Origin of the sequence: Streptomyces sp. NPDC059718 (assembly GCF_042733315.1) — a bacterium.
Lineage (GTDB): Bacteria > Actinomycetota > Actinomycetes > Streptomycetales > Streptomycetaceae > Actinacidiphila.
On sequence record NZ_JBHWGA010000021.1, the window covers coordinates 135,180 to 157,391 of the forward strand.

27 protein-coding genes and 1 pseudogene are annotated in these 22,212 nt (G+C 74.1%); 11 read left to right on the forward strand and 17 right to left on the reverse strand.

Annotation, left to right across the window (positions count from 1 at the left end):
- Nucleotides 1–69: 69 nt before the first annotated feature.
- Nucleotides 70–639, reverse strand: coding sequence for a hypothetical protein (locus ACFV3E_RS24025; RefSeq protein WP_500371831.1), 570 nt, complete (start codon nucleotides 637–639; stop codon nucleotides 70–72).
- Nucleotides 640–870: 231 nt separating this feature from the next.
- Here ACFV3E_RS24025 and ACFV3E_RS24030 point away from each other — a divergent pair.
- Nucleotides 871–1,161: pseudogene (locus ACFV3E_RS24030) on the forward strand (alpha/beta fold hydrolase); the annotation flags it as partial.
- A 252-nt stretch (nucleotides 1,162–1,413) separates the two neighbouring features.
- Nucleotides 1,414–1,860, forward strand: coding sequence for a nitroreductase family deazaflavin-dependent oxidoreductase (locus ACFV3E_RS24035; RefSeq protein WP_500536517.1), 447 nt, complete (start codon nucleotides 1,414–1,416; stop codon nucleotides 1,858–1,860).
- Between the two features lie 126 nt (nucleotides 1,861–1,986).
- Here ACFV3E_RS24035 and ACFV3E_RS24040 read toward each other — a convergent pair whose 3' ends face one another.
- A complete protein-coding gene (locus ACFV3E_RS24040; protein WP_500536492.1) occupies nucleotides 1,987–2,433 on the reverse strand; it encodes a winged helix-turn-helix transcriptional regulator in 447 nt (148 codons plus the stop codon).
- 196 nt (nucleotides 2,434–2,629) lie between these two features.
- On the opposite strand from ACFV3E_RS24040, the gene ACFV3E_RS24045 reads away from it, so the two are divergent.
- The 3 genes from ACFV3E_RS24045 (at nucleotide 2,630) to ACFV3E_RS24055 (ending at nucleotide 3,784) form a co-directional block, all read left to right on the forward strand.
- Nucleotides 2,630–2,908, forward strand: coding sequence for a hypothetical protein (locus ACFV3E_RS24045; RefSeq protein WP_500536493.1), 279 nt, complete (start codon nucleotides 2,630–2,632; stop codon nucleotides 2,906–2,908).
- A 417-nt stretch (nucleotides 2,909–3,325) separates the two neighbouring features.
- Nucleotides 3,326–3,448, forward strand: coding sequence for a hypothetical protein (locus ACFV3E_RS24050; RefSeq protein WP_500329562.1), 123 nt, complete (start codon nucleotides 3,326–3,328; stop codon nucleotides 3,446–3,448).
- Between the two features lie 120 nt (nucleotides 3,449–3,568).
- A complete protein-coding gene (locus tag ACFV3E_RS24055; protein ID WP_499509473.1) occupies nucleotides 3,569–3,784 on the forward strand; it encodes a hypothetical protein in 216 nt (71 codons plus the stop codon).
- Nucleotides 3,785–3,790: 6 nt separating this feature from the next.
- Here ACFV3E_RS24055 and ACFV3E_RS24060 read toward each other — a convergent pair whose 3' ends face one another.
- The 8 genes from ACFV3E_RS24060 to ACFV3E_RS24095 all read right to left on the reverse strand — a co-directional run bounded on the left by ACFV3E_RS24060 (nucleotide 3,791) and on the right by ACFV3E_RS24095 (nucleotide 12,112).
- The gene (locus tag ACFV3E_RS24060) at nucleotides 3,791–4,354 is read right to left on the reverse strand and encodes an Rv1733c family protein (protein ID WP_500536494.1); all 564 of its coding nucleotides are present in this window, start codon (nucleotides 4,352–4,354) and stop codon (nucleotides 3,791–3,793) included.
- A gap of 105 nt (nucleotides 4,355–4,459) precedes the next feature.
- Complete coding sequence (locus ACFV3E_RS24065) at nucleotides 4,460–5,344, reverse strand: DMT family transporter (protein WP_500536495.1); 885 nt, start codon at nucleotides 5,342–5,344, stop codon at nucleotides 4,460–4,462.
- A 136-nt stretch (nucleotides 5,345–5,480) separates the two neighbouring features.
- Nucleotides 5,481–7,052 carry an alpha/beta hydrolase gene (locus ACFV3E_RS24070; RefSeq protein ID WP_500536496.1) on the reverse strand — a complete coding sequence of 524 codons (1,572 nt, stop codon included), beginning with the start codon at nucleotides 7,050–7,052 and terminating at the stop codon, nucleotides 5,481–5,483.
- A 217-nt stretch (nucleotides 7,053–7,269) separates the two neighbouring features.
- Nucleotides 7,270–8,175 carry a hypothetical protein gene (locus tag ACFV3E_RS24075; protein ID WP_500536497.1) on the reverse strand — a complete coding sequence of 302 codons (906 nt, stop codon included), beginning with the start codon at nucleotides 8,173–8,175 and terminating at the stop codon, nucleotides 7,270–7,272.
- Between the two features lie 413 nt (nucleotides 8,176–8,588).
- Nucleotides 8,589–9,542: an endonuclease/exonuclease/phosphatase family protein gene (locus tag ACFV3E_RS24080; RefSeq protein WP_500536498.1), complete on the reverse strand. Its 954-nt coding sequence runs from the start codon at nucleotides 9,540–9,542 to the stop codon at nucleotides 8,589–8,591.
- 131 nt (nucleotides 9,543–9,673) lie between these two features.
- Nucleotides 9,674–10,186 carry a molybdenum cofactor biosysynthesis protein gene (locus tag ACFV3E_RS24085; RefSeq protein ID WP_500329551.1) on the reverse strand — a complete coding sequence of 171 codons (513 nt, stop codon included), beginning with the start codon at nucleotides 10,184–10,186 and terminating at the stop codon, nucleotides 9,674–9,676.
- 44 nt (nucleotides 10,187–10,230) lie between these two features.
- Nucleotides 10,231–11,040 carry a DUF427 domain-containing protein gene (locus ACFV3E_RS24090; protein WP_500536499.1) on the reverse strand — a complete coding sequence of 270 codons (810 nt, stop codon included), beginning with the start codon at nucleotides 11,038–11,040 and terminating at the stop codon, nucleotides 10,231–10,233.
- 100 nt (nucleotides 11,041–11,140) lie between these two features.
- Nucleotides 11,141–12,112 (reverse strand): LysR family transcriptional regulator, encoded by a 972-nt coding sequence (locus ACFV3E_RS24095; RefSeq protein ID WP_500536500.1) that lies wholly within the window; start codon nucleotides 12,110–12,112, stop codon nucleotides 11,141–11,143.
- 30 nt (nucleotides 12,113–12,142) lie between these two features.
- Between ACFV3E_RS24095 and ACFV3E_RS24100 the strand changes: the two genes are divergently transcribed.
- Nucleotides 12,143–13,039: a serine hydrolase gene (locus tag ACFV3E_RS24100; RefSeq protein WP_500536501.1), complete on the forward strand. Its 897-nt coding sequence runs from the start codon at nucleotides 12,143–12,145 to the stop codon at nucleotides 13,037–13,039.
- Between the two features lie 83 nt (nucleotides 13,040–13,122).
- Nucleotides 13,123–14,127: an MBL fold metallo-hydrolase gene (locus ACFV3E_RS24105; protein ID WP_500536502.1), complete on the forward strand. Its 1,005-nt coding sequence runs from the start codon at nucleotides 13,123–13,125 to the stop codon at nucleotides 14,125–14,127.
- A 46-nt stretch (nucleotides 14,128–14,173) separates the two neighbouring features.
- On the opposite strand, the gene ACFV3E_RS24110 is transcribed toward ACFV3E_RS24105, so the two are convergent.
- Complete coding sequence (locus tag ACFV3E_RS24110) at nucleotides 14,174–14,683, reverse strand: DinB family protein (RefSeq protein WP_500536503.1); 510 nt, start codon at nucleotides 14,681–14,683, stop codon at nucleotides 14,174–14,176.
- A 136-nt stretch (nucleotides 14,684–14,819) separates the two neighbouring features.
- Here ACFV3E_RS24110 and ACFV3E_RS24115 point away from each other — a divergent pair, with 136 nt between their 5' ends.
- Nucleotides 14,820–15,203, forward strand: coding sequence for an ArsR/SmtB family transcription factor (locus tag ACFV3E_RS24115; protein WP_500536504.1), 384 nt, complete (start codon nucleotides 14,820–14,822; stop codon nucleotides 15,201–15,203).
- Nucleotides 15,200–15,355 (forward strand): DUF6126 family protein, encoded by a 156-nt coding sequence (locus ACFV3E_RS24120; RefSeq protein ID WP_500536505.1) that lies wholly within the window; start codon nucleotides 15,200–15,202, stop codon nucleotides 15,353–15,355. Before ACFV3E_RS24115 ends, ACFV3E_RS24120 begins: the two co-directional genes overlap by 4 nt.
- A gap of 13 nt (nucleotides 15,356–15,368) precedes the next feature.
- On the opposite strand, the gene ACFV3E_RS24125 is transcribed toward ACFV3E_RS24120, so the two are convergent.
- The 3 genes from ACFV3E_RS24125 to ACFV3E_RS24135 are packed head-to-tail and all read right to left on the reverse strand — an operon-like array spanning nucleotide 15,369 to nucleotide 17,814.
- On the reverse strand, nucleotides 15,369–15,779 hold the full coding sequence (locus tag ACFV3E_RS24125) for an ATP-binding protein (protein ID WP_500536506.1): 411 nt from the start codon (nucleotides 15,777–15,779) through the stop codon (nucleotides 15,369–15,371).
- 11 nt (nucleotides 15,780–15,790) lie between these two features.
- Nucleotides 15,791–16,192, reverse strand: coding sequence for a pyridoxamine 5'-phosphate oxidase family protein (locus ACFV3E_RS24130; protein ID WP_500536507.1), 402 nt, complete (start codon nucleotides 16,190–16,192; stop codon nucleotides 15,791–15,793).
- Nucleotides 16,189–17,814, reverse strand: coding sequence for a SulP family inorganic anion transporter (locus tag ACFV3E_RS24135; RefSeq protein WP_500536518.1), 1,626 nt, complete (start codon nucleotides 17,812–17,814; stop codon nucleotides 16,189–16,191). The genes ACFV3E_RS24130 and ACFV3E_RS24135 overlap by 4 nt, the downstream gene beginning before the upstream one ends.
- Nucleotides 17,815–18,217: 403 nt before the next feature.
- Between ACFV3E_RS24135 and ACFV3E_RS24140 the strand changes: the two genes are divergently transcribed.
- Together ACFV3E_RS24140 and ACFV3E_RS24145 are read left to right on the forward strand one after the other, a co-directional pair.
- Nucleotides 18,218–18,397 (forward strand): hypothetical protein, encoded by a 180-nt coding sequence (locus ACFV3E_RS24140; protein ID WP_500536508.1) that lies wholly within the window; start codon nucleotides 18,218–18,220, stop codon nucleotides 18,395–18,397.
- A 50-nt stretch (nucleotides 18,398–18,447) separates the two neighbouring features.
- Entirely contained in the window at nucleotides 18,448–19,050 is a 603-nt protein-coding gene (locus tag ACFV3E_RS24145; RefSeq protein WP_500536509.1) for a TetR/AcrR family transcriptional regulator, read from the forward strand.
- Between the two features lie 104 nt (nucleotides 19,051–19,154).
- On the opposite strand, the gene ACFV3E_RS24150 is transcribed toward ACFV3E_RS24145, so the two are convergent.
- From ACFV3E_RS24150 to ACFV3E_RS24160, 3 genes are all read right to left on the reverse strand, one after another.
- Nucleotides 19,155–20,012 carry a TIGR03620 family F420-dependent LLM class oxidoreductase gene (locus ACFV3E_RS24150; protein WP_500536519.1) on the reverse strand — a complete coding sequence of 286 codons (858 nt, stop codon included), beginning with the start codon at nucleotides 20,010–20,012 and terminating at the stop codon, nucleotides 19,155–19,157.
- 88 nt (nucleotides 20,013–20,100) lie between these two features.
- Nucleotides 20,101–20,850 carry a glucose 1-dehydrogenase gene (locus ACFV3E_RS24155; RefSeq protein WP_500536510.1) on the reverse strand — a complete coding sequence of 250 codons (750 nt, stop codon included), beginning with the start codon at nucleotides 20,848–20,850 and terminating at the stop codon, nucleotides 20,101–20,103.
- A 291-nt stretch (nucleotides 20,851–21,141) separates the two neighbouring features.
- Nucleotides 21,142–21,894, reverse strand: a complete 753-nt coding sequence (locus ACFV3E_RS24160; RefSeq protein WP_500536511.1) for an SDR family NAD(P)-dependent oxidoreductase — start codon at nucleotides 21,892–21,894, stop codon at nucleotides 21,142–21,144.
- Nucleotides 21,895–22,212 lie beyond the last annotated feature (318 nt).

Genomic DNA, 22,212 nt, shown 5'->3' on the forward strand with positions numbered 1-22,212 from the left:
CCGCGGCGCCCGCACTGCCGGGTCGGGTGGGGCCACCTCTGGGGCCGCCCCGGCCGACCGGGAGACCGCTCAGATGCCGAGCGGCATCTGACCGACGTGCTGCCCGTACGGCGACTGCCCGTACGGGGACTGGCCGTTCTGGAACTGACCGTTCTGGAACTGACCCGGGAACTGGCCGTACTGGCTGAACTGCTGGCCGAACTGCTGGCCGTACTGGCCGAACGGGGACTGGCCCTGGGCGATCTGGCTCAGCGCGCTGTGCACGACCGGCGCGATGCGGCGGGCGCACTCGGTGAGCACGCTGCTCCAGGCATGCGGGGGGATCTGGCCCTGCGCCTGGATGCCCATCATGATCTGCGGGTCGATGCGCACCTGCTCGACCACGGCGTTGACCGCGGTGGCCGCACAGCGCAGCGACAGCTCGGTCACCAGCAGCGGCAGCTGCTGCTGGCCCTGCCCGATGCCGGGCTGGCCGAAGTGCTGCTGCCCGTAGCCCTGCAGACCCATGAACGGCTGGCCGATGCCCTGCTGCCCGTAGCCCTGCTGGCCTGCCCACGGCTGCGACTGCTGCTGACCGGACTGCTGCCAGTGCGGCTGCTGCAGCTGCTGACCGTACTGCTGGGGGGTGTAGACCGACATCAAGCTCCTCCTTGAGCTGTGACGGGAAAGGGATGGGACGGCGGCTCCGTGGAGGGGGCTCCCAGAACCGGTCCGCCGCCATGCGCAGCAAATCACCACCGGGCAAAAAGCGCTTCTCGTGACATACCGCCACCAGAGGGTGCGTGGCAGCCGAGCTGCGGCGACCTCTTCGCGGCCGCCTCACCCGGACGGCCCACGCCGGGGGAGCGCCGCGGCCAGGGGCCGCCCCTCGTGTGCATCTCCGGGGCAGGCGGCGACGCGGGTGCGTGGACCAGGACGGCCGAGGCGCTCGCCGAGGAGTTCACCGTCGTCTCCTACGACCGCAGGGGGAACCCGCGCAGTCGGCGTCCGCCGCGACGGACCTCGACGTCCGTCGACGGGCAGGCCGACGACGCCGCCGGGCCGCTCCGCGGCCTCGGCCTCGGCGTGGCGGCCGTCCCGGGGGCCGGGAGCGGGGCGGTGATCCTGCCCAAGCTCGCGCTGCGCCACCCGGAGACGGTACGGGCGGCCATCGTCCACGAGCCTCCCGTTCCTTTCGGTGAGCTCGGATCCCGGCAAGGTGCGTGCCCGGTTCGTCCGGGCCTTCGACGGGGCATGGCGGCGCTCGAACCGGACGTCACCGCAGGCACCCGGCCGAACTTGCTCACCCGCTGCGGCCGTTGCTGCACGACGTGGCCGGGTGAGCGCCCGCACGCGGTGGGGTGTGCGTCGCAACGAGGTGGCGGGCAGGGGAGGATGGGGCGCGACAGCACCACCGAGACCGAGGAGGAGCCCGTGCCATTGGAGGGCGAGTACGAACCGAGCCCGCAGACGTGGGCGCGCGAGCAGGTCGAGCGGTACGAGAGTTCCGGGGGCACCGAGGGGACCACGATGCGGGACCTGCCCGTGGTCATCCTGACGACCCGCGGCGCGAAGAGCGGGAAGATCCGCAAGACCCCCCTGATGCGGGTGGAGCACGGAGGACAGTACGCCGTGGTCGCCTCGCTGGGCGGCGCCCCCAAGAACCCGGTCTGGTACCACAACGTGGTCTCCGACCCCCGGGTCGAGCTCCAGGACGGGCCCCGGCGCCAGGACATGACGGCGCGTGAGGTGTCCGGCGAGGAGAAGGTCCTGTGGTGGGACCGGGCCGTCGAGGCGTTCCCCGACTACGCGGACTACCAGAAGAAGACCGACCGCGAGATCCCGGTCTTCGTCCTGGAGCCGGCGGCCCGTCCTCACTGAACGCGGCGTGTGGGCCATGCGCACCGGGCGCGTCCTGGTGCGCATGAACCGCACCATCGCGGACAGGCGTGCGGTGCGGGTGCCGGACCGCGTTTCCCCCGTCGCGGTCCGGCACCCCGCGGGTCGTCAGAGCGCCGGCGTCCGCAACTCGACGTCGTCGGGCCCGAGCGGCCGGCCGTCGGCGTCGTGCATCCCCAGCGGGGCCACCGGGCGACCGGTCGCCCGGTCCACGACGGTGGTCCGCTCCTCCCCGGGCTCGAAGAGGTTGGCCTCGCCCCACTGGCGCAGGGCGAGCAGCACGAGCCGCAGGGCCTTGCCCTCCTCGGTGAGTTCGTACTCCCGGTACGGACTCCCGTCCGAGGCGGGCACCGTGCGCAGCACCCCGTGCTCCACCAGCTTGGTGAGGCGGCTGCTCAGGATGTTCTTGGCGCAGCCCAGGCTGCGGTGGAAGTCGTTGAACCGGCGCACCCCGTTGAGCGCGTCCCTGACGATCAGCAGCGACCACCAGTCGCCGACGACGCCCAGGGTCCGCGCGACCGGGCACGGTCCGTCACTGAAGTCCTTCTTCTGCATCGCCCTCTCCCGGTTTCGACTTTAAACCGAGAGGTCGGGCGGGGCAAACCCCGCACCGGGGGGACGGGCTACGCGGGCCGTGCCGGGACGCAGAAGCCGGTCGTGGCCGGTGACCGCGGCGGCCGCGGTTCCTGCCGGTCACCGGCGATCTGCGGCTCGGCGGCCGGTACCAGCTGCGGGGCAACGCCGACGGGGAGTGCGGGCGTCCCACACGTCCTCGACCGGGGCGCCGTACGTACGGCGCGGCAGCACCGTGCGCGCCTCCTCGCCGGAGGCCGCCCGGCTGCCGGTCGAGCGGTGGACGGCGTTGATCTCGTGGCTGCTCCCGGAAGCCGCGGAAGCGCTCCGGCCACGCGTCGACCTCGCGCAGCGGCGCCGCCTGGACGGCGTGGAGCCTCCGGGTCCCCTCCGCCCGCACGACGGCGAAGCCGTTCTCCCGCGGGACCCTCAGGCGCTGGGACACGGCGTGCCGTGAGATGCCGAACTCCCCGCTGATGACCTCGGTGATCGCACGGACGGCTGGCTGTATTACCGGTTTGGCCGCTTGTGAGGGAAATCTCCGTTTACGCCCCGCGACCCCCCTGAGCAGCCACGACGCACCCTGACGCGTGACTCACCCCATGGGAGGAGGGACAAGCCGGGCATAGGGGTGGCTTCAGGGACGTTCCCTGACGCGGGCAGCAGTGCCCACGGCGTAGGACTGGAAGGGTCCGCCCACCACGGGCCGCGTTTCCGAAGGAGTGATGACCATGCGCCGCATCCGCGTCCAGCGACCGAAGAAGCCGGCGCCGTCGCGCCCTCCGATAGACCTGCGGACACCGTCCGGAAAGCCCCTCCCGTACTGACACCCACCCCCGACGCACACCGTGCACGTCCAGAAGGGTCGCCCGAGATGAGCGACACGTCCTACCGGCCGGGGAGCACCGTCCCGGCCTTCCGCCCGGTCTTCGCCTACGTGGTGAGGCGGCTGCGCTACCTCGCCGAGGGCTTCCGCCGCGTGGCCCTGGCCGGGTGACGGCGCTCCGCGCGGGCCGCTGCCGGGTCCCCCGAACGGCCCACGCGGAGCGCTGTTGCGCGTCGGCGCCGACCGGGTGACCCTTGACGTGATTCAGGTGCACCGGGACGCGAGGTGGCCATGGTCGAGCCAGCGGTGACGATCCGGCAGGACGGCGACGGTTACGTGGTCACCTGTCCGGGAACCGACGCGGTCGGGCGCGGGCCGACGGAGACCCAGGCGTGGACCGACTTCTGGGCCGCCCTGCACGCCGACTGGAAACCCCCGGAGGAACTCAGGGCCGGCCCCGGCGAGGACCACGTCAGAGGCCTGCGGGTCCTGCGGCTCTTCCGCTGACGCCGGTCAGCGTTCCCGGCCGGACCACACCGGCTCGACGCGTGCCCACTCCCGCTCCCACGCCCTCAGCGGCCCGCGCAGCACGAGGGCGCCCACGGCATGGTGCACGCCCCAGGCCACGGCCGACCACAGCAGGAAGCACGTGGCGCCCAGCACCAGGCCCGCGCCCCGCGCTCCGGCCGTACTGCGGGGTTCGCGCGCCGGTGAGCCCCGGTCGTCCACCCAGATCCGTACCGGCTCGCCCGCCTCGACGGGCCGCCCCACCGGGACCCGTCCGGTGTGCGAACGGCCGTGCGGGTACTCCCAGCCGGCGCTCACCGGCGGTAACGACCGCATGCCGTGCTCATGGAAGACCGGCCCCGTCGAGGTCAGCACGGTGCCCTCCACGAGGTGCCGGTGGCCCCGTTCGGCCAGGGCCTGCGCGCGCTCAGCCCGGTGCACGGCGAACCCCGCGCAGGCCGAGACGAGTACGGCGAGCACCATCAGCGCGGAGGCGGCCAGCCGCGGAAGGGTGTGCGCGCACGGGCGGCACCGGGACGGCAGCACGGCAGGACAGGTGCAGAGCAACATGGGACCCCCCTCGGACGAGGCGCGCGGCCCGGCCTCGACCGGACTGCCGACATGCTGCACCCACGGGGCCACCGCCCGCCGGGAATTCGCTTCCCTGGCCGCCGACTAGTCGGCGACCGCGGGCGACGCCGCCCGTGGACCGGGGACCCGGTGCGTACGGCCCGCGGGGGGCGCCGGCCGGGACAGGACCACCACGCCCCGCCCCGCCGCCACCGCCCCCGCCAGGGCCACCGCCAGGCCCACCGAGCCGCCCCGGAAACCCTCGCCGAGCAGCAGGACACCGACGCACCCCGCGACCAGGGGGTTCGCCAGCGTGACCGCTGCCAGCGCGACGCCCAGCCCACCCCGGTACGCCTCCTGCGACCACACCATCCCCGCGATCGCCAGGACACCGGTGCAGCCGGCCGCCGCCAGGAGCATCGGGTCGGCGACGGCCGCTCCGAGCCCGCTCGCGGCCAGGTGCACCGCCAGGCCCTGGGTCAGGCACGAGGCGATCCCGAACGCCGCGCCCGCCGCCGTCGCGAAGCGCAGCGCGCGCACCACGGAGCGGTCGGCCCCCCAGGGGACCCGGGTCAGCGCCAGCGCTGCCGCCGCCGTGATCGCGGCCGGCAGGACCAACTCGGCACCACCCAGTGCCCGTTCCGTACCGGGCGGCGCCGTGGACAGCAGAAGGGCGACCAGCCCCAGGACGGTCAGCCCGGCCCCGCGCCGCTCCCGGGGCCGCACGCGGCGCCGGCCGAGGGCCGCGTGCAGCGGCAGCGCCAGTACGAGGGTCAGCGCGCCCAGTGCCTGGACCACGGTCAGCGACCCGTACCGCAGGGCGACCGCGTGCAGCCCCGCCCCGGCCGCCTGGAGCACCAGCGCCAGGGTCCACAGGCCGCCCGTCGGCTTCCGCCCGGCGGCGGCCGTACGTTCCTGGGCGACCGCCGCCGTCGCATAGCAGACCGCCGACAGCAGGGCCGCCGCCAGGGACAGCACGCCGGGGTTCATGCGAGCGCCCTCGGAACGGGCATGGGGCTCCTCCTGGTGTGCGGGGGTGATGGCGCGGGCCTCCAGCACATCCTGCGCGCCGCCCCCGGGGCATCAGGGTCCACCCCGAGCCGCCCCCGAACCCTTGTCGGGGACGTCAGGCGCAGACCGTGCCGGCGGGCGGCAGCTGGCCCCGGGTCAGGTAGCCGTCGACGGCGTCGTCGACGCAGCCGACCGACCTGAGGTAGGCGGTGTGCCCGTCGCCGTCGTAGGTGAGGAGCCGGCCTGAGGAGAGCAGGCGGGCCAGGGTCCGCGCTTCGGAGTAGGGGGTCGCCGGGTCGCGGGTGGTGCCGACGACCAGGATCGGCGCGGCGCCGGATGCGGTGAGGGCACCGGCAGGCTGGTCCGCGGGGACCGGCCAGTGGGCGCAGGTCGACAGCTGGTCCGCGAAGTACGTGCCGAAGCGGGGCGAGGCGCGGACGAACGCGGGGAACGCCGCGCGTGCCTGCGCGGGCGTGGCCCGTGGTCCCAGGGTGCCGCTGAGGCAGCTGATCGCGACGTACGCGTCACCGCTGAAACCGGAGTCGTCGAAGGCCCCGCCCAGTTCCTGCACGGTGGTGGTGCCCCCGGAGCGCACCTCGCCGAGCGCGGCGCGCAGCTTCTCCCACGCGGGCGCCATGAGCGCCGTGGTGACCGCGCTGATGAGGGCGTCGCCGTCGACCACGACGTCCTTGCCCTGCCGCAACGGGCTCCGGTCGAGGGCCTCGACCAGGGCGTCCAGGGTGCGGCCTGCCTCGGCGGCGGAGTGACCCACGGGGCAGGCCGGGCGGGCGGCGCAGTCGGCGGCGAAGGAGTCCCAGGCGATCTGGTAGCCCCGGGCCTGGCCCAGGAGGCTGTGGACGCCGTCGAGCGTGGGGTCGACGGCGCCGTCCAGCACCATGCGGCCCACGTGGGACGGGAAGAGGTCGGCGTAGCTCGCACCGAGGTAGGAGCCGTAGGAGAAGCCGAGGTAGTGCAGCCGCTCGTCGTCGAGGAGGGCGCGCACGAGTTCCATGTCCCGGGCCGAGTCGAGCGTGCCCACGTGGGACAGCAGACGCCCCGCGCCGCGCTCGCACGCGGCGGCGGTGTCGCGTGCCGCCTCGTCGGCCGCGGCGAAGTCCGGGGCGTCAGCGCCGGGCAGGCCCCGCACCCCCGCAGGGGTGCCGGCCGTACCGGTGCCGCAGTGCACCGGGGTGCTGTCGCCGACCCCGCGCGGGTCGACCGCGACCAGGTCGTAGGCGGTCCGTACGGCCGCTGAGAAGGTCCCGGCGTAGGACCAGAGCGAGGTGATCGCGGGTTCGCCGGGGCCGCCGGGGTTGAACAGCAGCGACCCGATGCGCTGGGCGGCGGTCCCGGTGGCCTGCTTGCGGGTGGCGGCCAGCCGGATGTCGCCCGCCGACGGACGGGCGTAGTCCAGCGGGGCCCGCAGGGTGGCGCACTGGAACGACGGCTCGTCCGCGCAGGGTTTCCAGTCGAGCCTCTGCCGGTAGTAGCCGGCCAGTGCGGGAGGAACGGTCGCGGCGGCGGTGCCCGGCGGCCCCGCGGGGCCGTGCCCCGCGCTCCGCCCCGGCGGACCGGCCGTGCAGGCGGTCAGCAGGAGTGCGCAGGCCCAGAGTGCGACGAGCGCCGCGTGGTGGAGCCCGCGCCGGGGTCCGGGGGATATGGGGCCGGTGGTCCGGGCTGCCTTCATCGCCACGTCTCTCCTTCACCTTCCGGTGCGTGATCAGTGCACCACGCAGCGTGTCCGGCGGGAGCGTTCGCGTAGCCCGGTGGAGTGAACCGCGGGCGGGCGGGCCCGGGCCGTGACGGGGGCGGGACCGTACGGTCGGCCGGCGGCGGACAGCAGCCCGCCCCGGGCCCGTGTGCGGGCCCGGGGCGGAGTGCCGTGCGCGGGGGATGCGGGACGGTCAGGCCTCGCCGCCCCGCGTGCGACGCCGGCGCAGGAGGAACACGCCGCCCGCCGCCGCGGCGGCGAGGAGGGAGGCGCCGGTGAGGCTCTCGGCGGTGTTCATGCCGGTCGAACCGCCGAAGCCGGTGTCGGGCGCGCCGCCGTTGTTGTCGTTGTCATTGTCGTTGCCGTAGTCGTTGTCCCGGTCGTTGTCACGGTCGTGGCCGTGGTGACGCTTCTTGTAGCACTTGCGGTCGTGGTCGCGGCCCCGGTCGCCGTAGCCGCCGCGGTCGCCGTTGCCACCCTGGTCGCCGTAGCCGCCGCGGCCGTTGTCGTCGTCACCGCGGTCGTCACCCCGGCCGCCGTGGCCGCCCCGGCCCTGCCCGCCCCACGAGCACTTGTCGCGGCCGTGGCCACGGCCGTAGTTGCCGTAGTCGTCCTCGTAGTCGTCCCCGTACTCGTCGTCGTTGTTGGTGTTGTTGGTGTTGTTGGTGGTGGTGTTGTTCGTGTTGGTGCCGTTGTTCTCCGTGGTGGTTCCGCCGTCGCGGTCACCCTCCGTGCTGGTCGTAGCCGGAACGGTGAGGGTGCCGACGCTGCCCTGGTCGGACTTCGGGCCGATCATGCAGCTGACGGTGATGGTGTACGTGTTGGCCGGCGCGTTGTCGGGGATCGTGAACGTGCCGGTCAGGGGGCCGCCCGGGGTCGCCGCGCTGAGGGACAGGGCGTTGCTCAGCAGGCCGGACGGGAAGGCGTTGGCGTTCACCATCGCGCCGGGCGCCTGGCAAACCTCCGAATTGGCGGTGACGGTGACGGAGCGTCCGTTCTGGGCGACGTTGACGTCGACCACGGCGAAGGCCTGCGCGTTCGGAAGGACGACCGCCGCAGCGGTCATCGTCGCCATCGCCAGGATGCGAGCACCACGCATGGAGCTGAACCTCCTTGTGGACGGGGCAGGCGGGATGTGGCCCCCGGCACGACTGCCAGCGCGTCCTCGAGACCTATATGGCGATCATCCGCAGCCGCTCCGCACCCCGAGAGCGGCGGACGGGTAGGGCCGAATGGGGTGGGGCCGTGCCGCAGCCCGGGACGTTTGCGCAGGTCAGGTGCGGCGTGATGGCCCGAATAAGAAAAATGTGAAGAGATGTCCAACCGGGTGACCGAGCATCAGCTAATCTTGCGTCAGCAGGGCGGTGGAGTCTCGGGGCGTCCGATGCCACATTCACTGACGTATCGTCAGGATGCTCTTCCGTGCCCCGACATGGCTGCGGGGCGATGCCCTCCCCAGCTCGGACGGATCGTCAGGCCCGATGTCCGGGAACGGGATTCGGCCGACCGCGATCAGAACCGGATGCGGGCCGCGACGGGCAGGTGGTCGCTCCCGGTCGCGGGCAGGGTCCGTACGTCCGAGACCGTCGCGGACCGCGCCAGGACCTGGTCGATCCGGGCCAGCGGGAACCGCCCCGGCCAGCTGAACGCGAGCCCCGACTCCGGGGCGTCCAGCCGCGAGGTGAGCGGGGCGAGCCCGCGGTCCTCGACCGTGCCGTTGAGGTCTCCGAGCAGGATCACCCGGTCCAGCCGCTCGGCCGCGATCTCGGCGCCGAGGAGAGCCGCGCTCTCGTCCCGCCTGCCGGAACCGAACCCGGACGGGCCGAGGCGGAGCGAGGGCAGGTGGGCCACGTACACGGCGACGTCCCCCTGCGGCATCCGGGCGGTCGCCCGCAGGCCCCGGTCCCAGTCCTCCCCGAGGTCCGCGGGCCGGATGTCGATCCTGCGCCCGTCCACCAGGGGATACCGGGACCACAGCCCGACCGTGCCGAAGCGCACGTGATGGGGGTACGCCGCGTCCAGGACAGCGCCGAAGTCCGGCAGCAGGGACGGCGTCAGCTCCTGGAGGGCGATCAAGTCCGGTTCCGCCGCGACCAGTTGCCCGGCCGTACCCGCCGGATCCGCGTTCTCGTCACTGACGTTGTGCTGCACCGCGACGAGGTCGTACCCGGAACCGCCGCGCGGGCTCGGCGGATCACCGAAGACCGCGAGCCAGGCCGCGAGCGGTACCAGGAGCGCGCACAGGGCGACTCCCGAGCGCCGCAACAGGGCCGCGCACAGCAGCAACGGGACGCCGAGCCCCAGCCACGGCAGGAACGTCTCCAGCAGGCTCCCCCACCGGCCGGGGCCGTTCGGCACCGAGGCGTGGCACACGAGCAGCAGCGCCAGCAGGAGCGGAAGCGCCACCAGGAGCCCGTCCCACCGCCGCGGGCCGCGCCATCCGCGGCCGTTCCCCGCCGCGTCCATCCGCCCCTGATCCGCCCGCCCGTGTTCCGCCCGCCCGTGATCCGCCCGCCTCAGTGATCGCACGCAGCAACGACGCCGGGCCGCGTGATCCGGTTCCCGTGGCACCTTGTGACGGGGCCGGCACACCCCCGCTACGCGGTCTCCCTCTCGTCCTCCACGACCCGGAACTCCGCCGGCCCCAGCGTGAGCACGCCGTCGCTCAGCGGCGTGCACCGCACCCCGCCCTTGCCGCGCAGCGCGCGCTGCGCCCCCGGACCGATGACGGCGTCCATCCAGGCGCAGGGCCGGGCGGGGCGCCGCACCGCGAACAGGACCGGCCCCGCCCCGGTGTCCAGGGACACGGTCGTGCCCACGTAAGCGTCGATGTCGACGCCGCGGAGCAGCACGTTGCGGCGGGTGTGCCGCAGGTCGGTCTCCGGGGCGATGTCCAGCGGCAGGCTCTCCGCCGCCATGAGGGTGACGGCGGCGTTCCGATGGGCCGGCCGCGCGTAGTAGCGGTCGCCCACGAGGCCGAGCCCGCTCCGCACCTCGGCGCTCCGCACGAGCTCCCCGTCCGGCGCCGCCGACGGTCCCTCCGACGGCCGCCCCGTGTACCGGTGCGCGGGCGACACCAGCAATTGCACGACTTCGACCTGCTGAGACATGCGGCCAGCCTAATTCGCCGCCCGCCGTGCCCGGCGCGGGCGTCTCAGGGCTTTCCGAGGCGACGCCGGTCCCACTCCGCCCGGGACATCGCGGTGGGGCGGGGGAGCGGCGCGCCGTCGACGTACAGGTCCACGTGCTCGTTGTAGAACGCGACCATCCCCGCGACGGGGGCGCACGCGACCGTGGGGAAGTCGTACGCCCAGGCGATGTCCTTGTGGGTGGCGACGTCGCCGTCGAACGACCAGTAGCCGCTCGTCGTGCCCTTGTACGGGCAGCGCGTGACCGTGTCGGAGGGACGCAGCCGGGTCCAGTCGACGTGCACGCGCTCGACGTAGTAGCGGGTCGGCAGGCCGGTCTCGAACAGCGTCACCGCGTGCGGCGCGTCGGCGAGGACGGTGCCGTCGATCTCCACACGGACGCTGCTGGAGGAGCGCAGGGCGTCCACGCGGGTGTAGGGGCTCCGCGGGTGGACGAAGACCTGCTCGTCCTCCTCGTACCAGGCGTCGAGGGCCTCCCAGCGGAAGCGCGCGGTGCCCAGCAGCCGGTCCGGGGCGCCCTCGTCCCAGACCCAGGCCGCGCCCTCGCGGACCTCGGAGCCCACGCGCAGCGAGTGGCGGCGTGCCGGGCCGGGGCCCAGCCGGCCGGCCCGGCCGTCGTCGGTGAGCACCCCCTCGGTCAGGTCCTTGACCGGGATGCTGTACTGCGGATAGCCGGGCCACTCCCACACGTACATGGCACGCCGGGTGTCGAAAACGGTACGGCCCCCGACCAGCGCCCGGATGCGCCGTGGGACGGGTTCGACGTGGCCGACCGGGACGATCAGACCCGGATGGTTCGCGCTCTCGTCCGCCATCGGTGATCACCTCGGTCCGTTCACGGGCTTCCGTACGCCCAGCTTCTCCGGCGTCCGCGTGATCGGCCACCCCGGCCCGTGCCCGGGGCACGTCGCCGTCTCAGCCGAACACCACCGACCACGGCCGTGGCGGCCCGTCCGGCGGGGCCGACGGGCCTGGGCGGCGCTCGTCGGCCACCGCACCGTGCCGCGCCAGCACGCGCGCGGCGAGCGCCGCGAAGCGCGGGGCCCCGGGGTGCGCGGAGGGGCCGGCGGGCCAGGCGCCGCCGATCCGGCGGGCGAGGGGGCGTCCGGACAGCGGCCGCCAGGCCACGCGTGGCTCCCTGCGGGCCGCGGCGCCCTGGTCGAAGGCGACGCCGCCACCCGCCGCGACGAGGGCGAGCAGGAACTCGGGGCTCGAGGCGTGCCGGACGCCGCCGGGGACGAAGCCCGCCGCGCGGCAGCCCTCCAGCAGCCGGTCGTACCAGCCGGGAGCCTCGTCGCGCGGGAACACCACGAGATCCTGGCCGGACAGATCGGCGAGGGACACCTGCGGACCGCGGGCCACCGGCGAGGCACGGGGGAGGACGACTCCCAGGTCGAAGGCGACCTCCGGGCCGAGGCGCAGTCCGGCCGCCTCCACCGGGCGGTGGACGAGGCCGACGTCGAGGCCGCCCGCACCGAGGAGCCGTAGCTGCTCCGCGGTGGTCGCCTCCCGCAGATCGACCGTCAGACCCGCGGCGTGCTCCGTGCACGCGGCGAGCAGCGCGGAGACCACCGCCGCCGTGGTGCCGGTGGGCACGGCCGCCCGCAGGGTGCCCAGGCCCCCGTCGGCGGCACGCCGCGCCAGAGCCCGCAGGCGGTCCTCACGGGTCAGGAGTTCCCTCGCCTCCTCCAGCAGCAGCGTCCCCGCCGAGGTCAGCGCGGTACGGCGCCGCGACCGGTCGAACAGCTCCGCGCCGAGCTCCCGCTCCAGCGCGCGCACCGCCTGGCTGACCGGCGGCTGTGCCGTGCCCAGCCGGTCGGCGGCGCGGCCGAAGTGCAGTTCCTCCGCGACGGCGACGAAGATACGCAGGTGGCGCAAGAGATCCACGATCAAGGACCCTACGCGAGGAGGCTGTTGATGGTCGAGGAGGACATCCGGGAGGTGTTCGCGGCGGCGGGCGCCGAAGGGCTGCTGCACGCCGTGGCGGTCGGTGCGGGAGCCGGCGACACGGCCGAGGTCGCCGTCGGCGCGGACGAGCCCGTCGTCCTCGCGTCGGTCGTGAAGATCCTCCTGGTGCTGGAGTTCGCCCGCCAAGTGGCCGCCGGCCAGCTCGACCCCCGTGAGCGCGTACGGGTCACCGCGGCCGACCGGCTCGGCGGCTGGGGCACGGCGGGATGCGCCGACGACGTCGAACTCTCGCTCCGCGATCTCGCCCACTTCGCGATGTCGGTCAGCGACAACACCGCGGCGGACCTGCTGCTGGCCCGGATCGGACTGGACACCGTACGGCTCCTCACCGAGGAGCTCGGGCTCACCGGCATCCGGCTCATGGGCGGCCCCCGGGACGTGCTGGAGTCGATGCTCGCCGACGTCGGAGCCGGCACCGAGGCCGAGTTCGCGGCCCGTTGGCCCGCCCTGCCGGAGGACCGGAAGCGGCGGCTGGCCGTCCTGGACCCCACGCGGACCAACGCCGGCACACCCCGGGAGATCACCCGGCTCCTCGGGCTCATCTGGCGTGACGAGGCCGGCCCGCCGCAGGCCTGCGCCTGGGTCAGGGAGCTGATGGGCCGGCAGGTCTTCCGGCACCGGATGGTCTCCGGCTTCCCCGGCGAGGTGACGGTGGCCGCCAAGACCGGCACGCTGCCCGGTCTGCACCTGGAGGCGGGGGTCGTCGGCCACCCGGGCGGCGGGCGCTACGCGGTCGCCGTCTTCGCCCGCACCCGCGAACTGACCGCGGCACGCCCCGCGGTGGACTCCGCGATCGGCGCCGCCGCCCGGATCGCCGTGGACTTCCTGCGGGCCGGCCACCGCTGACCTGCACTCATAGCGGATCGCGTATCAGGCATGCGGAATTCCGGTCTTGGACGCTGGCGCCCCTGCCTTGATCTCCTGAGGCCATGAGCGACGACAGTGACGCACGAGACGTGAAGAGGTTCGGACGGCGCACGATGCTGCGGGGCGCCGCGCTCTCTGCGGCCACCCCGCTGCTGCCGGGCACGGTGCCCACGGCGGCAGCGGCGGCACCCGCGGCCCGGCGCGGGGCCCCGGACGCCGGCGCGGCGACCTTCCGCTGGCTGGGCACCGCGGGCTGGCGCATCGACGTCTCCGGCCGGATCGTGCTCTTCGACCCTTACGTCACACGGTTCCCCACCGGGCTCTTCACCGGGGCCTTCGACCCCGCCACCCGGCTGCGGACCGACGAGGCCGCGGTCCGGGAGCGCGTCGGCCGCCCCGAACTCGTCCTCGTCAGCCACTCGCACTGGGACCACCTCGCCGACGTGCCGTACATCGCCGCCTCCACCGGCGCCAGGGTCGTCGGCACGGAGACCACGTACCACCTGCTGGTCGCCCTCGGCGTCGACCCGGCGCGGATCTCGGTGGTGAAGGGCGGGGAAGTCCTGGACTTCGACGGCATCGTGGTGGAGGTCGTCGCGAGCCTGCACAGCCGTAACAAGGGGTACTCCTACTTCGCCCCCGGCAGGCACGCCGCACCGCCCCCGGCCCGCCCGGAGACCATCGCCGACCTTCCTGAGGGCGACACCCTCGCCTTCCAGGTCACGGCAGGTGCCGAGGGGCCCTCGGCGTTCCTGATGGGCGCCAGTGACTTCAGCGAGCGCGCGGCCCGGGGACTGCGCCCGGACCTGGCCATGGTCGCCGTACCGACCAGCGCCTCGACGCACCAGTACGTCCCCCGGTTGCTGCGGGCGCTCGGCGACCCCGGCGTCGTCGTGCCCGTGCACTGGGACGACTTCGAGCGGCCGCTGGACCTGGAGCCGAGGCCCGACCCGTCGGCGGACGTCGGGGCCTTCACCGCGCAGGTCCGCCGCGAGTCGCCCGCGACGCGCGTCGTCGTCCCCGACTACCGCACCCTCTACAGCGCGGACATGCGGCCGGTTTTCTGACGGTCGGCACCCTGACTCCCGGTTCCCGGACCGCGCGCGGGGCGGGTCAGGCCCCTACGGTGCCGTCGACGCCCTCGCGGAGGAAGTCCGCGTGCCCGTTGTGACGGCCGTACTCCAGGAGCACGTGCACCATGACCATCCGCAGGGAGACGTCCTCGCCCCAGCGCGGCTGGTGCCCGGCCAGGTCCAGGGACCCGGCCGCCTCCTCGATCCGCCGGGAGTTCGCCACCTCGGCCTCCCAGGCCGTGAAGGCCTCGGCGCGGGTGGACGCGCTCGCGTCGTAGGCCGCCTGGAAGTCGATCCTGTCGGACCACACCATGGGCGCGTCGTTGTCCTCGAACACCCTGCGGAACCAGGCGCGTTCCACCTCCGCCATGTGCCGGACGAGCCCGAGCAGCGAGAGCGTGGACGGAGGCATCGACTGCCGCCGCAGTTCCTCGTCCGTGAGCCCCCGGCATTTCATGGCCAGCGTGGCCCGCTGGTAGTCGAGGAACGCCCGGAGCGTCTCGCGCTCCCCGCCGAGCAGCGGCGGGCCCATGCGGTCGTCGTCTGTCACTGATGCTCACTTCCTGCGTCGCGGTCGTGGAGGCCAGGCTCTCACCCCGGCCTCGCGCCAGGCCCCGCATCACGGTGGGCTAGGATTGAAGAGTTCTTCAATTGGCGAATCTCTCCAGAAGGTACGGGTGGTCCGGGTGCAGGTTCCGCTCTACCAGGCCAAGGCGGAGTTCTTCCGCATGCTCGGGCACCCCGTGCGCATCCGCGTCCTGGAACTCCTGCAGGACGGGCCCAAGCCGGTGCGGGACCTCCTCAACGCCATGGAGATCGAGCCCTCCAGCCTCTCCCAGCAGCTCGCCGTACTGCGCCGCTCCGGCATCGTGACCGCCACGCGCACCGGCTCCACCGTGGTGTACGAGCTGGCGGGCGGCGACGTGGCGGAGCTGCTCCGGGCGGCCCGCAGGATCCTCACGGAGCTGCTGACCGGGCAGCAGGACCTGCTGGCCGAGCTGAAGCAGACCGAGGAAGGCTCCGCCGTCCGTACGCCCGGCCCGCCCGGCAAGGCCGGTGACGCCGCGTGAGTGCCGGGACCGGCTCCGGTAGGGACACGAGCGGCGAGAAGTACAAGCAGCGGGCGGTGCTGCTGCGCGTCCTCGTCTACGTCTTCGTCACCCACTTCATCGCCGGCTTCATCACCCTGCTGTTCTACCTGGGGCAGCACGCTCCCAAGTGAGGGGGCCACGGGTTCACGCCGTGTGCAGCGGCAGGGTGACCCATATGCCCTTGCCGCCGGTGCCGGGGTCGGCGAGCACCGCGGCGGTGCCCCCGCATTCGGCGGTGACCTCGGCGACCATGGCCAGCCCGCCTCCGGTCGCGGCGGCCCGGAGCAGGTCCGGCCGGTGGGGATGCAGGTCGTACACGGCGAGGGCGAGCACCCCGCCGCCCGTCGCGTAGACGACGTCCAGGCTGGGGGAGACCCCGGCGGCGTGCCGGACGCTGTTCGCGACCAGTTCACTGAGGATCAGCAGGGCCCGGCCCAGCACCGCGTCGCCCGGGCCGACGCCCCAGGAGGTGTAGACGTACTCGCCCGTCCTGCGGGCCACGGTCACGGACAGGGGCGCCGTCGGCAGGGTCAGCACATGGCGGCGCTGCAGCATGGCGCGAGCGGTCACCGGGTGCCGCCGAGCCGGTGCCCCTGGAGCGTGAGGGGGTGGATCCGCAGCAGGGTGTCGTGCGGGCCGTGGACCCAGCCGGTGAGCGTGCGCCGGTAGTGGGCGGCCTCGTGGGCGTCGGCGAGGTCCTGGGCCGGTCCGGTGGCCGTGACCGACCAGCCGGTGCCCGAGGCCCGGTGGAACCGGTCGCAGTGGTACGTCACGTCGCCGCCCTGCGTGACCGCGGTGAGCGGGACGGGTGCGCGGACGACGAGCGCTCCGTACTCCAGGACGTGTACGGCGGGGCGGACGACCACCGTGCCGCGCAGCGGGTACACCAGGCGGCCGCTGCCGGCACCTTCCAGCAGCCACAGCGCCTCCGCCCCGGTCAGGTCGGTCATGCGGGACGCGGGACTCATCCGGCGGCCTCCCCCCGCAGCACACCGGCCCGGTGCAACCGGGCGCGGGCCGCGCGGACGGCCTCCGGGGCCGTGGCGTGCACCAGGTCCGCGTCCCGCAGCGCGTCCAGCACGCCCAGCGCGTCCAGCGCGTGCCGCTGTCCGGGCCGGAGGCCGGACGCCAGCACCGTGATGCCGCGGCGGTTCAGCCGCTCGATGGCGTCCTTGAGGACCAGGGCGCCGGTGGCGTCGACGTGGGTGACGCGGGAGAGCCGCAGGATGACCACCGACACGTCGGCCACCTCGGTGAGTTCGAGCAGGGAACGGTGGGCGGCGGCGAAGAACAGGGGCCCGTCGATGCGGAAGGCCACGATGTGCTCGGCGAGCAGGGCGTGTTCCCCGGCGCCGTGCCCGTCCGGTGGACCCTCGTGCAGCGGCACCCGATCCAGCCGGACCTGCCGCGCCACCGCGCGCAGCGCCAGGGCACCGGCCACCACCAGCCCGATGACGACCGCGTACGTCAGGTCCAGGGCCAGCGTCGCGGCTGCGGTCAGCAGCAGGACCGCGCCGTCGGCGCGGGTCGCCCGGGCCATCGCCCGCAGCGATCCGACCTCGACCATCCGGATCGCGGTGGCGAGCAGCACCCCTGCGAGCGCCGCCAGCGGGATGCTCCCCACCAGCGGAGCGGCGACGAAGACGATCACCGCCAGGACGGCGGCGTGGGTCAGCGCGGCCAGGCGCGAGCCCGCCCCGGTACGGACGTTGACGGCGGTGCGGGCGATCGCCGCCGTGGCCGGCACCCCGCCGAACAGCGGGACGACCAGGTTCGCCAGGCCCTGGCCGAACAATTCCCGGTCCGGGTCGTGGCGCTGTCCGCGCGTCATCCCGTCCGCGACGGTCGCCGACAGCAGCGACTCCAGGGCGGCCAGGGCCGCGACCGCCACGGCCGGTGCCAGCAGTGAGGGGAGCGCGCCCGGGTCGAGGAACCCCAGGGAAGGCGCGGGCAGTCCGTACGGCAGGTGCCCGATGCGTGCCACCGGCAGGTCCGCGGCCTCGGCGGCGATCGTGACCACGACGACGGCCGGCAACGAGAACGGCACGCGCGGGCGCCACCGGGCACCCGCCAAGATGGTGCCGGCCACCGCCGCCGAAAGCGCGAGGGACGCCCAGTGGGGGTGGGCCAGGAACTCCCGTACGGCCCGCAGGGCCACGGCCGCGGCCTTCTCGCCGTCCGGCGTGGGCACCCCGAGGGCCGCCGGCACCTGCTGCAGCCCGATCACGCACGCGATCCCGAGGGTGAAGCCCTCCACGACGGGCGCCGGCACGTAGCGCATGTACCGGCCGGCGCGCAGCAGGGCCAGCCCGATGAGCAGCGCACCGGCCATCAGGCCCACGGTCAGGACCCCGCCGGGCCCGTACCGGGCGACGATGGGGACCAGCACCACGGTCATCGCCCCGGTCGGCCCGGAGACCTGCACGTTCGATCCGCCGAACAGGGCCGCCACCGCCCCCGCGACCACAGCCGTGGCCAGTCCGGCCTCCGCCCCGAGCCCTGAGGAGACTCCGAACGCCAGCGCGAGCGGCAGGGCCACCACCGCCACGGTCAATCCGGCGAGCAGGTCGCGACGGGGCTGCCGCCGCATCGCCGTCAGATCGCCGCGCGCGGGCAGCAACGCGCGTACGGGGCCCCAGATTCGCCCTGCCAGCCAAGTCACCGTGCGAAGACACCGGCCCCGTCGTCCCTCGCCCCGGCCGGTTGCCGGGGACGGCCCGCAGCCGTGCCCCGCGTTTCCCGTGACGGCACAGCGGGATCATCATGTAGCGAATTGAAGATTTTTGCAATTTGTGGATCCGAGGGCCGGCCGAACCCTCCGGCGACGGACGGGGGCGTACATGGACCGTTAGGTCAAGCGCGCCGAGCAGCTCGACGGGGTCCGGGAAGCGCTGGGGCTTCCTGGTCAACAGCACCTCCGAACTGCACGGCCGGGATCCGGAGGTGGTCGAACGTGCCGCACGACCTACCGGGAGGTCGAGGACCTCCTCGCCGTGTGCGTGAAGGAGGCGCAGCGGGAGGGAGACCTGGATCCGGGGGCCGATCCGCGTGAGCTCGGCCGGCTGCTGCCGGCCGTCCTGCAGGGGATGGAGTCCCTCGCCAAGACCCGCATGGACGCGTCGGGGCTGCTGCGGATCGGGCGGGCCGCGCCGGCCCGCCTCCCGCGCCCCTGACCGGCGCGGTATCATAACGGTCGTTACAGATCGCCGGGCAGGAGGCCACCATGGCGGGAGGACGGCCGCGCGCCTTCGACGTCGACGAGGTGCTGGACCGGGCGCTCGAGGTGTTCTGGCGCCAAGGCTACGAGGGCACCGGGATCTCCGATCTGACCCGGGCCATGGGCATCAACCCGCCGAGCCTGTACGGCGCCTTCGGCAACAAGGAGGAGCTGTTCAAGCGGGTCCTCGACCACTACGCCGACGGCCCTGCCCGCTACATCCGCGAGGCGTTCGCCGAGCCCGACGCGCGCCGCGTCGTCGAGCGGCTGCTGCACGGCGCCGCGGACGCCACGACCCGGCCCGACTGTCCTCCGGGCTGCCTCACGGTGCAGGGAGGCCTCGCGGCGTCGCCCGGGTCGGAGACCGCGCGCGCGGAACTCACCGCCCGCCGGGCGGCCGGCGAGGCGGCGCTCCGGCTGCGGCTGGAGAAGGCTCGGGCGGACGGGGAACTGCCCGCAGACGCCGATCCGGCCGATCTCGCCCGCTACTTCATCGCGGTGTACCAGGGCGTCGCCGTGCAGGCCGCGGGCGGCGCGACCCGTGCGGAACTGCACCGGGTCGTCGATCTCGCCCTGGGCGCCTGGCCCGCGGAGCCGGCGGCCGGCTGACACCGCCGAAGAGGAGGTCCGCGGGCGTGAGCGCCAACAGCGGGCCGACCATCGCCGACGTGCTCCGCGACACACGCGCCCAGCGGCGCTGACCGGCACCTGGTTCAGCGGGCGAGGGCGGCGAGTTCCCGCCACGTCGCCAGCGGGAGGGTGGAGTCCGCGGTGATGACGTGGAGGCAGACGTGATCGGCGCCGGCCTGGTGTTGGGCGCGGACGCGGGCGCCGATGGCCTCGGTGTCGCCCCAGGCCACGACGGCGTCGATGAGCCGGTCGCTGCCGCCGCCGGCCAGGTCGTCCTCGGTGAAGCCCTGGCGGAGCAGGCTGCGGGCGTAGTGGTCCATGGCAAGGAACGCCCCGAGGAAGTCCCGGGCTGCGGCACGGGCCCTGGCGGGGTCGCGCTCCGGCACGACCGCCTGATAGGGCGCCAGGAGGGGGCCGGGTCCGAGCAGTTCCCTGGCCGCCGCCGAGTGCTCGGGGGTGACCATGAACGGGTGCACACCCGCGGTGCGTCGTCCCGCGAGCCGGACCATCTTCGGCCCCAGCGCGGCCATGACGCGCTCCTCGGCCGGTACGGGGGCCGGGGCTCCGTCGAGCTCGTCCAGGTAGGCGTCCATGTCCGACAGCGGCCGGTAGGGATGCCCCGCGCCGCGTGCGGCTGCCGCGTCGCTGACGCCGAGGCCGAGGAGGAGCCGGCGGCCGTAACGCTGCTGCAGCCGCGCGTGTCCCGCCGCCATCTCCGCTGCCCGGTGGCGCCGGATGCTGAGCACTCCGACCGCGACGCGCGCGGTGCGGGTGGCGCGGAGCAGGCGTTCCGAGTCGCCGAGGATGTCGCCGCCGCCGAGTCCCGGGATCCACAAGGCACCCCAGCCCATCGCGTCGAGTTCGGCTGCGGCGTCCTCGATCGCTCCCGGATCGGCCGTGCGCAGCTCGATGCTCCAGATCCCTGTCCGTCCCATGTCCATCGCGTGTGTCCCGTCTGTGTCGGTGGTGCCGGTGCGTACGGCTGTCACCGAGGCCTCCCCACCGCGGTCGGGGAGGCCTCGGTGACGGTCAGACCTGGTTGGTGCCGCCGTCGACGAAGAGCTCGATGCCGGTGATGAAGGCGCTCTCGTCGGAGGCGAGGAAGAGTGCCGCGGCGGCCACCTCCTCGGGCCGGCCCATCCGGCCGAGCGGGATCCGGCCCACGAGGAAGCCCTTGAGCTGCGCCCTCTGCTCGGCGTCGGCTGCGAGGCCGTCGATGCCGGGTGTGTCGATCGTGCCGGGGCTGATGGAGTTGACCCGGATCGAGCGGCCCCTGAGCTCGGCTGCCCAGGTCCGGGCGAAGGAGCGCACCGCCGCCTTGGACGCCCCGTAGACGCCGAAGGCCTCGTTGCCGACCGAGCCCGCGGTGGAGCCGGTGAGGATGACCGAGGCACCGTCGTTGAGCAGCGGCAGCGCCTTCTGCACGGTGAAGAGCAGGCCCTTGACGTTGGTCGCGAAGATCTCGTCGAAGTGCTGCTCGGTGACCTGCTCCAGGGTGGAGAAGCTGCCACCGCCCGCGTTGGCGAAGAGCACGTCGATGCGCCGCCCCTGCTGGGCGACCGCGGCGTAGAGCCGGTCCAGACCGGCCAGGTCGGAGACGTCGCTGTGGACACCGGTGGCGCGGGGTCCGATCTCCGCCACGGCGGCGTCGAGCGCGTCCTTGCGGCGGCCGGTGACGAACACGTGTGCGCCCTCGGCGGCGAACCGCCGCGCGGTGGCCAGGCCGATGCCGCTGGTGCCGCCCGTGACGATGGCGGTCCTGCCGTCAAGCTGTCCCATGGTGTTGCTCCGAATCGCGATGAGTGATCGCCACGGCCCCCGGCGTAACAAGATCTGTTACATATCGCCGCAGGGGACTCCCTCCGGTATTCCTCGTGCCCCGTTCGGGAGGCCGCGAGGAGGGGGTGGGGGTGGCGAGTTATGTAGTGGTCGATACGAAACTAAGTCGACCTGCGGGGAGTGTCAAGCGTCGCCTTACCGGAGGATCCGGACCGCACGGCACGGAACCATTGGGTCTTCACGGCCTGAGACGCGGCCTCGCGGAGCGGGGGGAGCGGAGGAGGAGCGGGCTCACACCTGCTGCTGGCCGCCGTCGACGAAGAGCTCCACCCCGGTGACGAAGGTGCTCTCGTCGGAGGCGAGGAAGGCGACCACATCGGCGACCTCCTCGGGCCGGCCCATGCGGCCGAGCGGCACCGTGCCGACCAGGGTGTCCAGCAAGCGGCGGTTCTGCTCGGGCTCGGGGGCCAGGCTGTTGATCCCCGGGGTCTCGACCGGTCCGGGGCTCAGGGTGTTCACCCGGATGGCCCGGCCCTTGAGCTCGTTGGCCCAGGTCCTGGCGAAGGAGCGCACGGCGGCCTTGGAGGCGCTGTAGACGGTGAACCCCTCGGCCCCGCCGCTGCCCGCCGTCGAGCCGGTGAGGATGACCGAGGCGCCGTCGTTGAGGAGCGGCAGCGCCTTCTGGACGGTGAAGAGCACGCCCTTCACGTTCGCCCCGAAGGTGTCGTCGAAGTCCTGCTCCGTCACGTCCTCCAGGCGGGCCAGCCTGCCGCCGCCCGCGTTGGCGAAGAGGACGTCGATGCGCCGTCCGGCGGCCTCGACCTGGGCGAACAGCCGGTCCAGGTCGGCGGGGACGGCGACGTCGCCGCGCACACCGGTGGCCCTGTCCGGGCCGATCGCCGCGACCGCGCCGCGCAGTTCCGGCTCCCGGCGGCCGGTGAGGAAGACGTGTGCGCCTTCCGCGGCCAGTCGCTCGGCGGCGGCCAGCCCGATGCCGCTGGTCCCACCGGTGACCACCGCGGTCTTCCCGTCGAAACGCCCCATTGCCGGCCTCCAGCGTCGCTCGTGAGCAGTATCAGGCGGCCCGGCCGCCGCCGCACGGCGGGTGCGGGCGCCCGGGTGCCGGAGCCCGGGGGAGTCCGGGGGGCGTACGCGACGAGGGTGTCAGGGCCGTACGAAGCGGCCGTTCCTCCGGAACCGGGACCACACCGGGCACTTCGGCGCCCTCTGCCCGCCCTCCGGCTTCGCATCTGTGCAACTGCGCGTACTCCCCCCGGCTTTCGTCTTGTCACCCGGGTGTGATCACCACGAGGGTGCAGGGCGAGCCGCGGGCGCGAAGGTGCGCCGTGCATCCGATGTCCC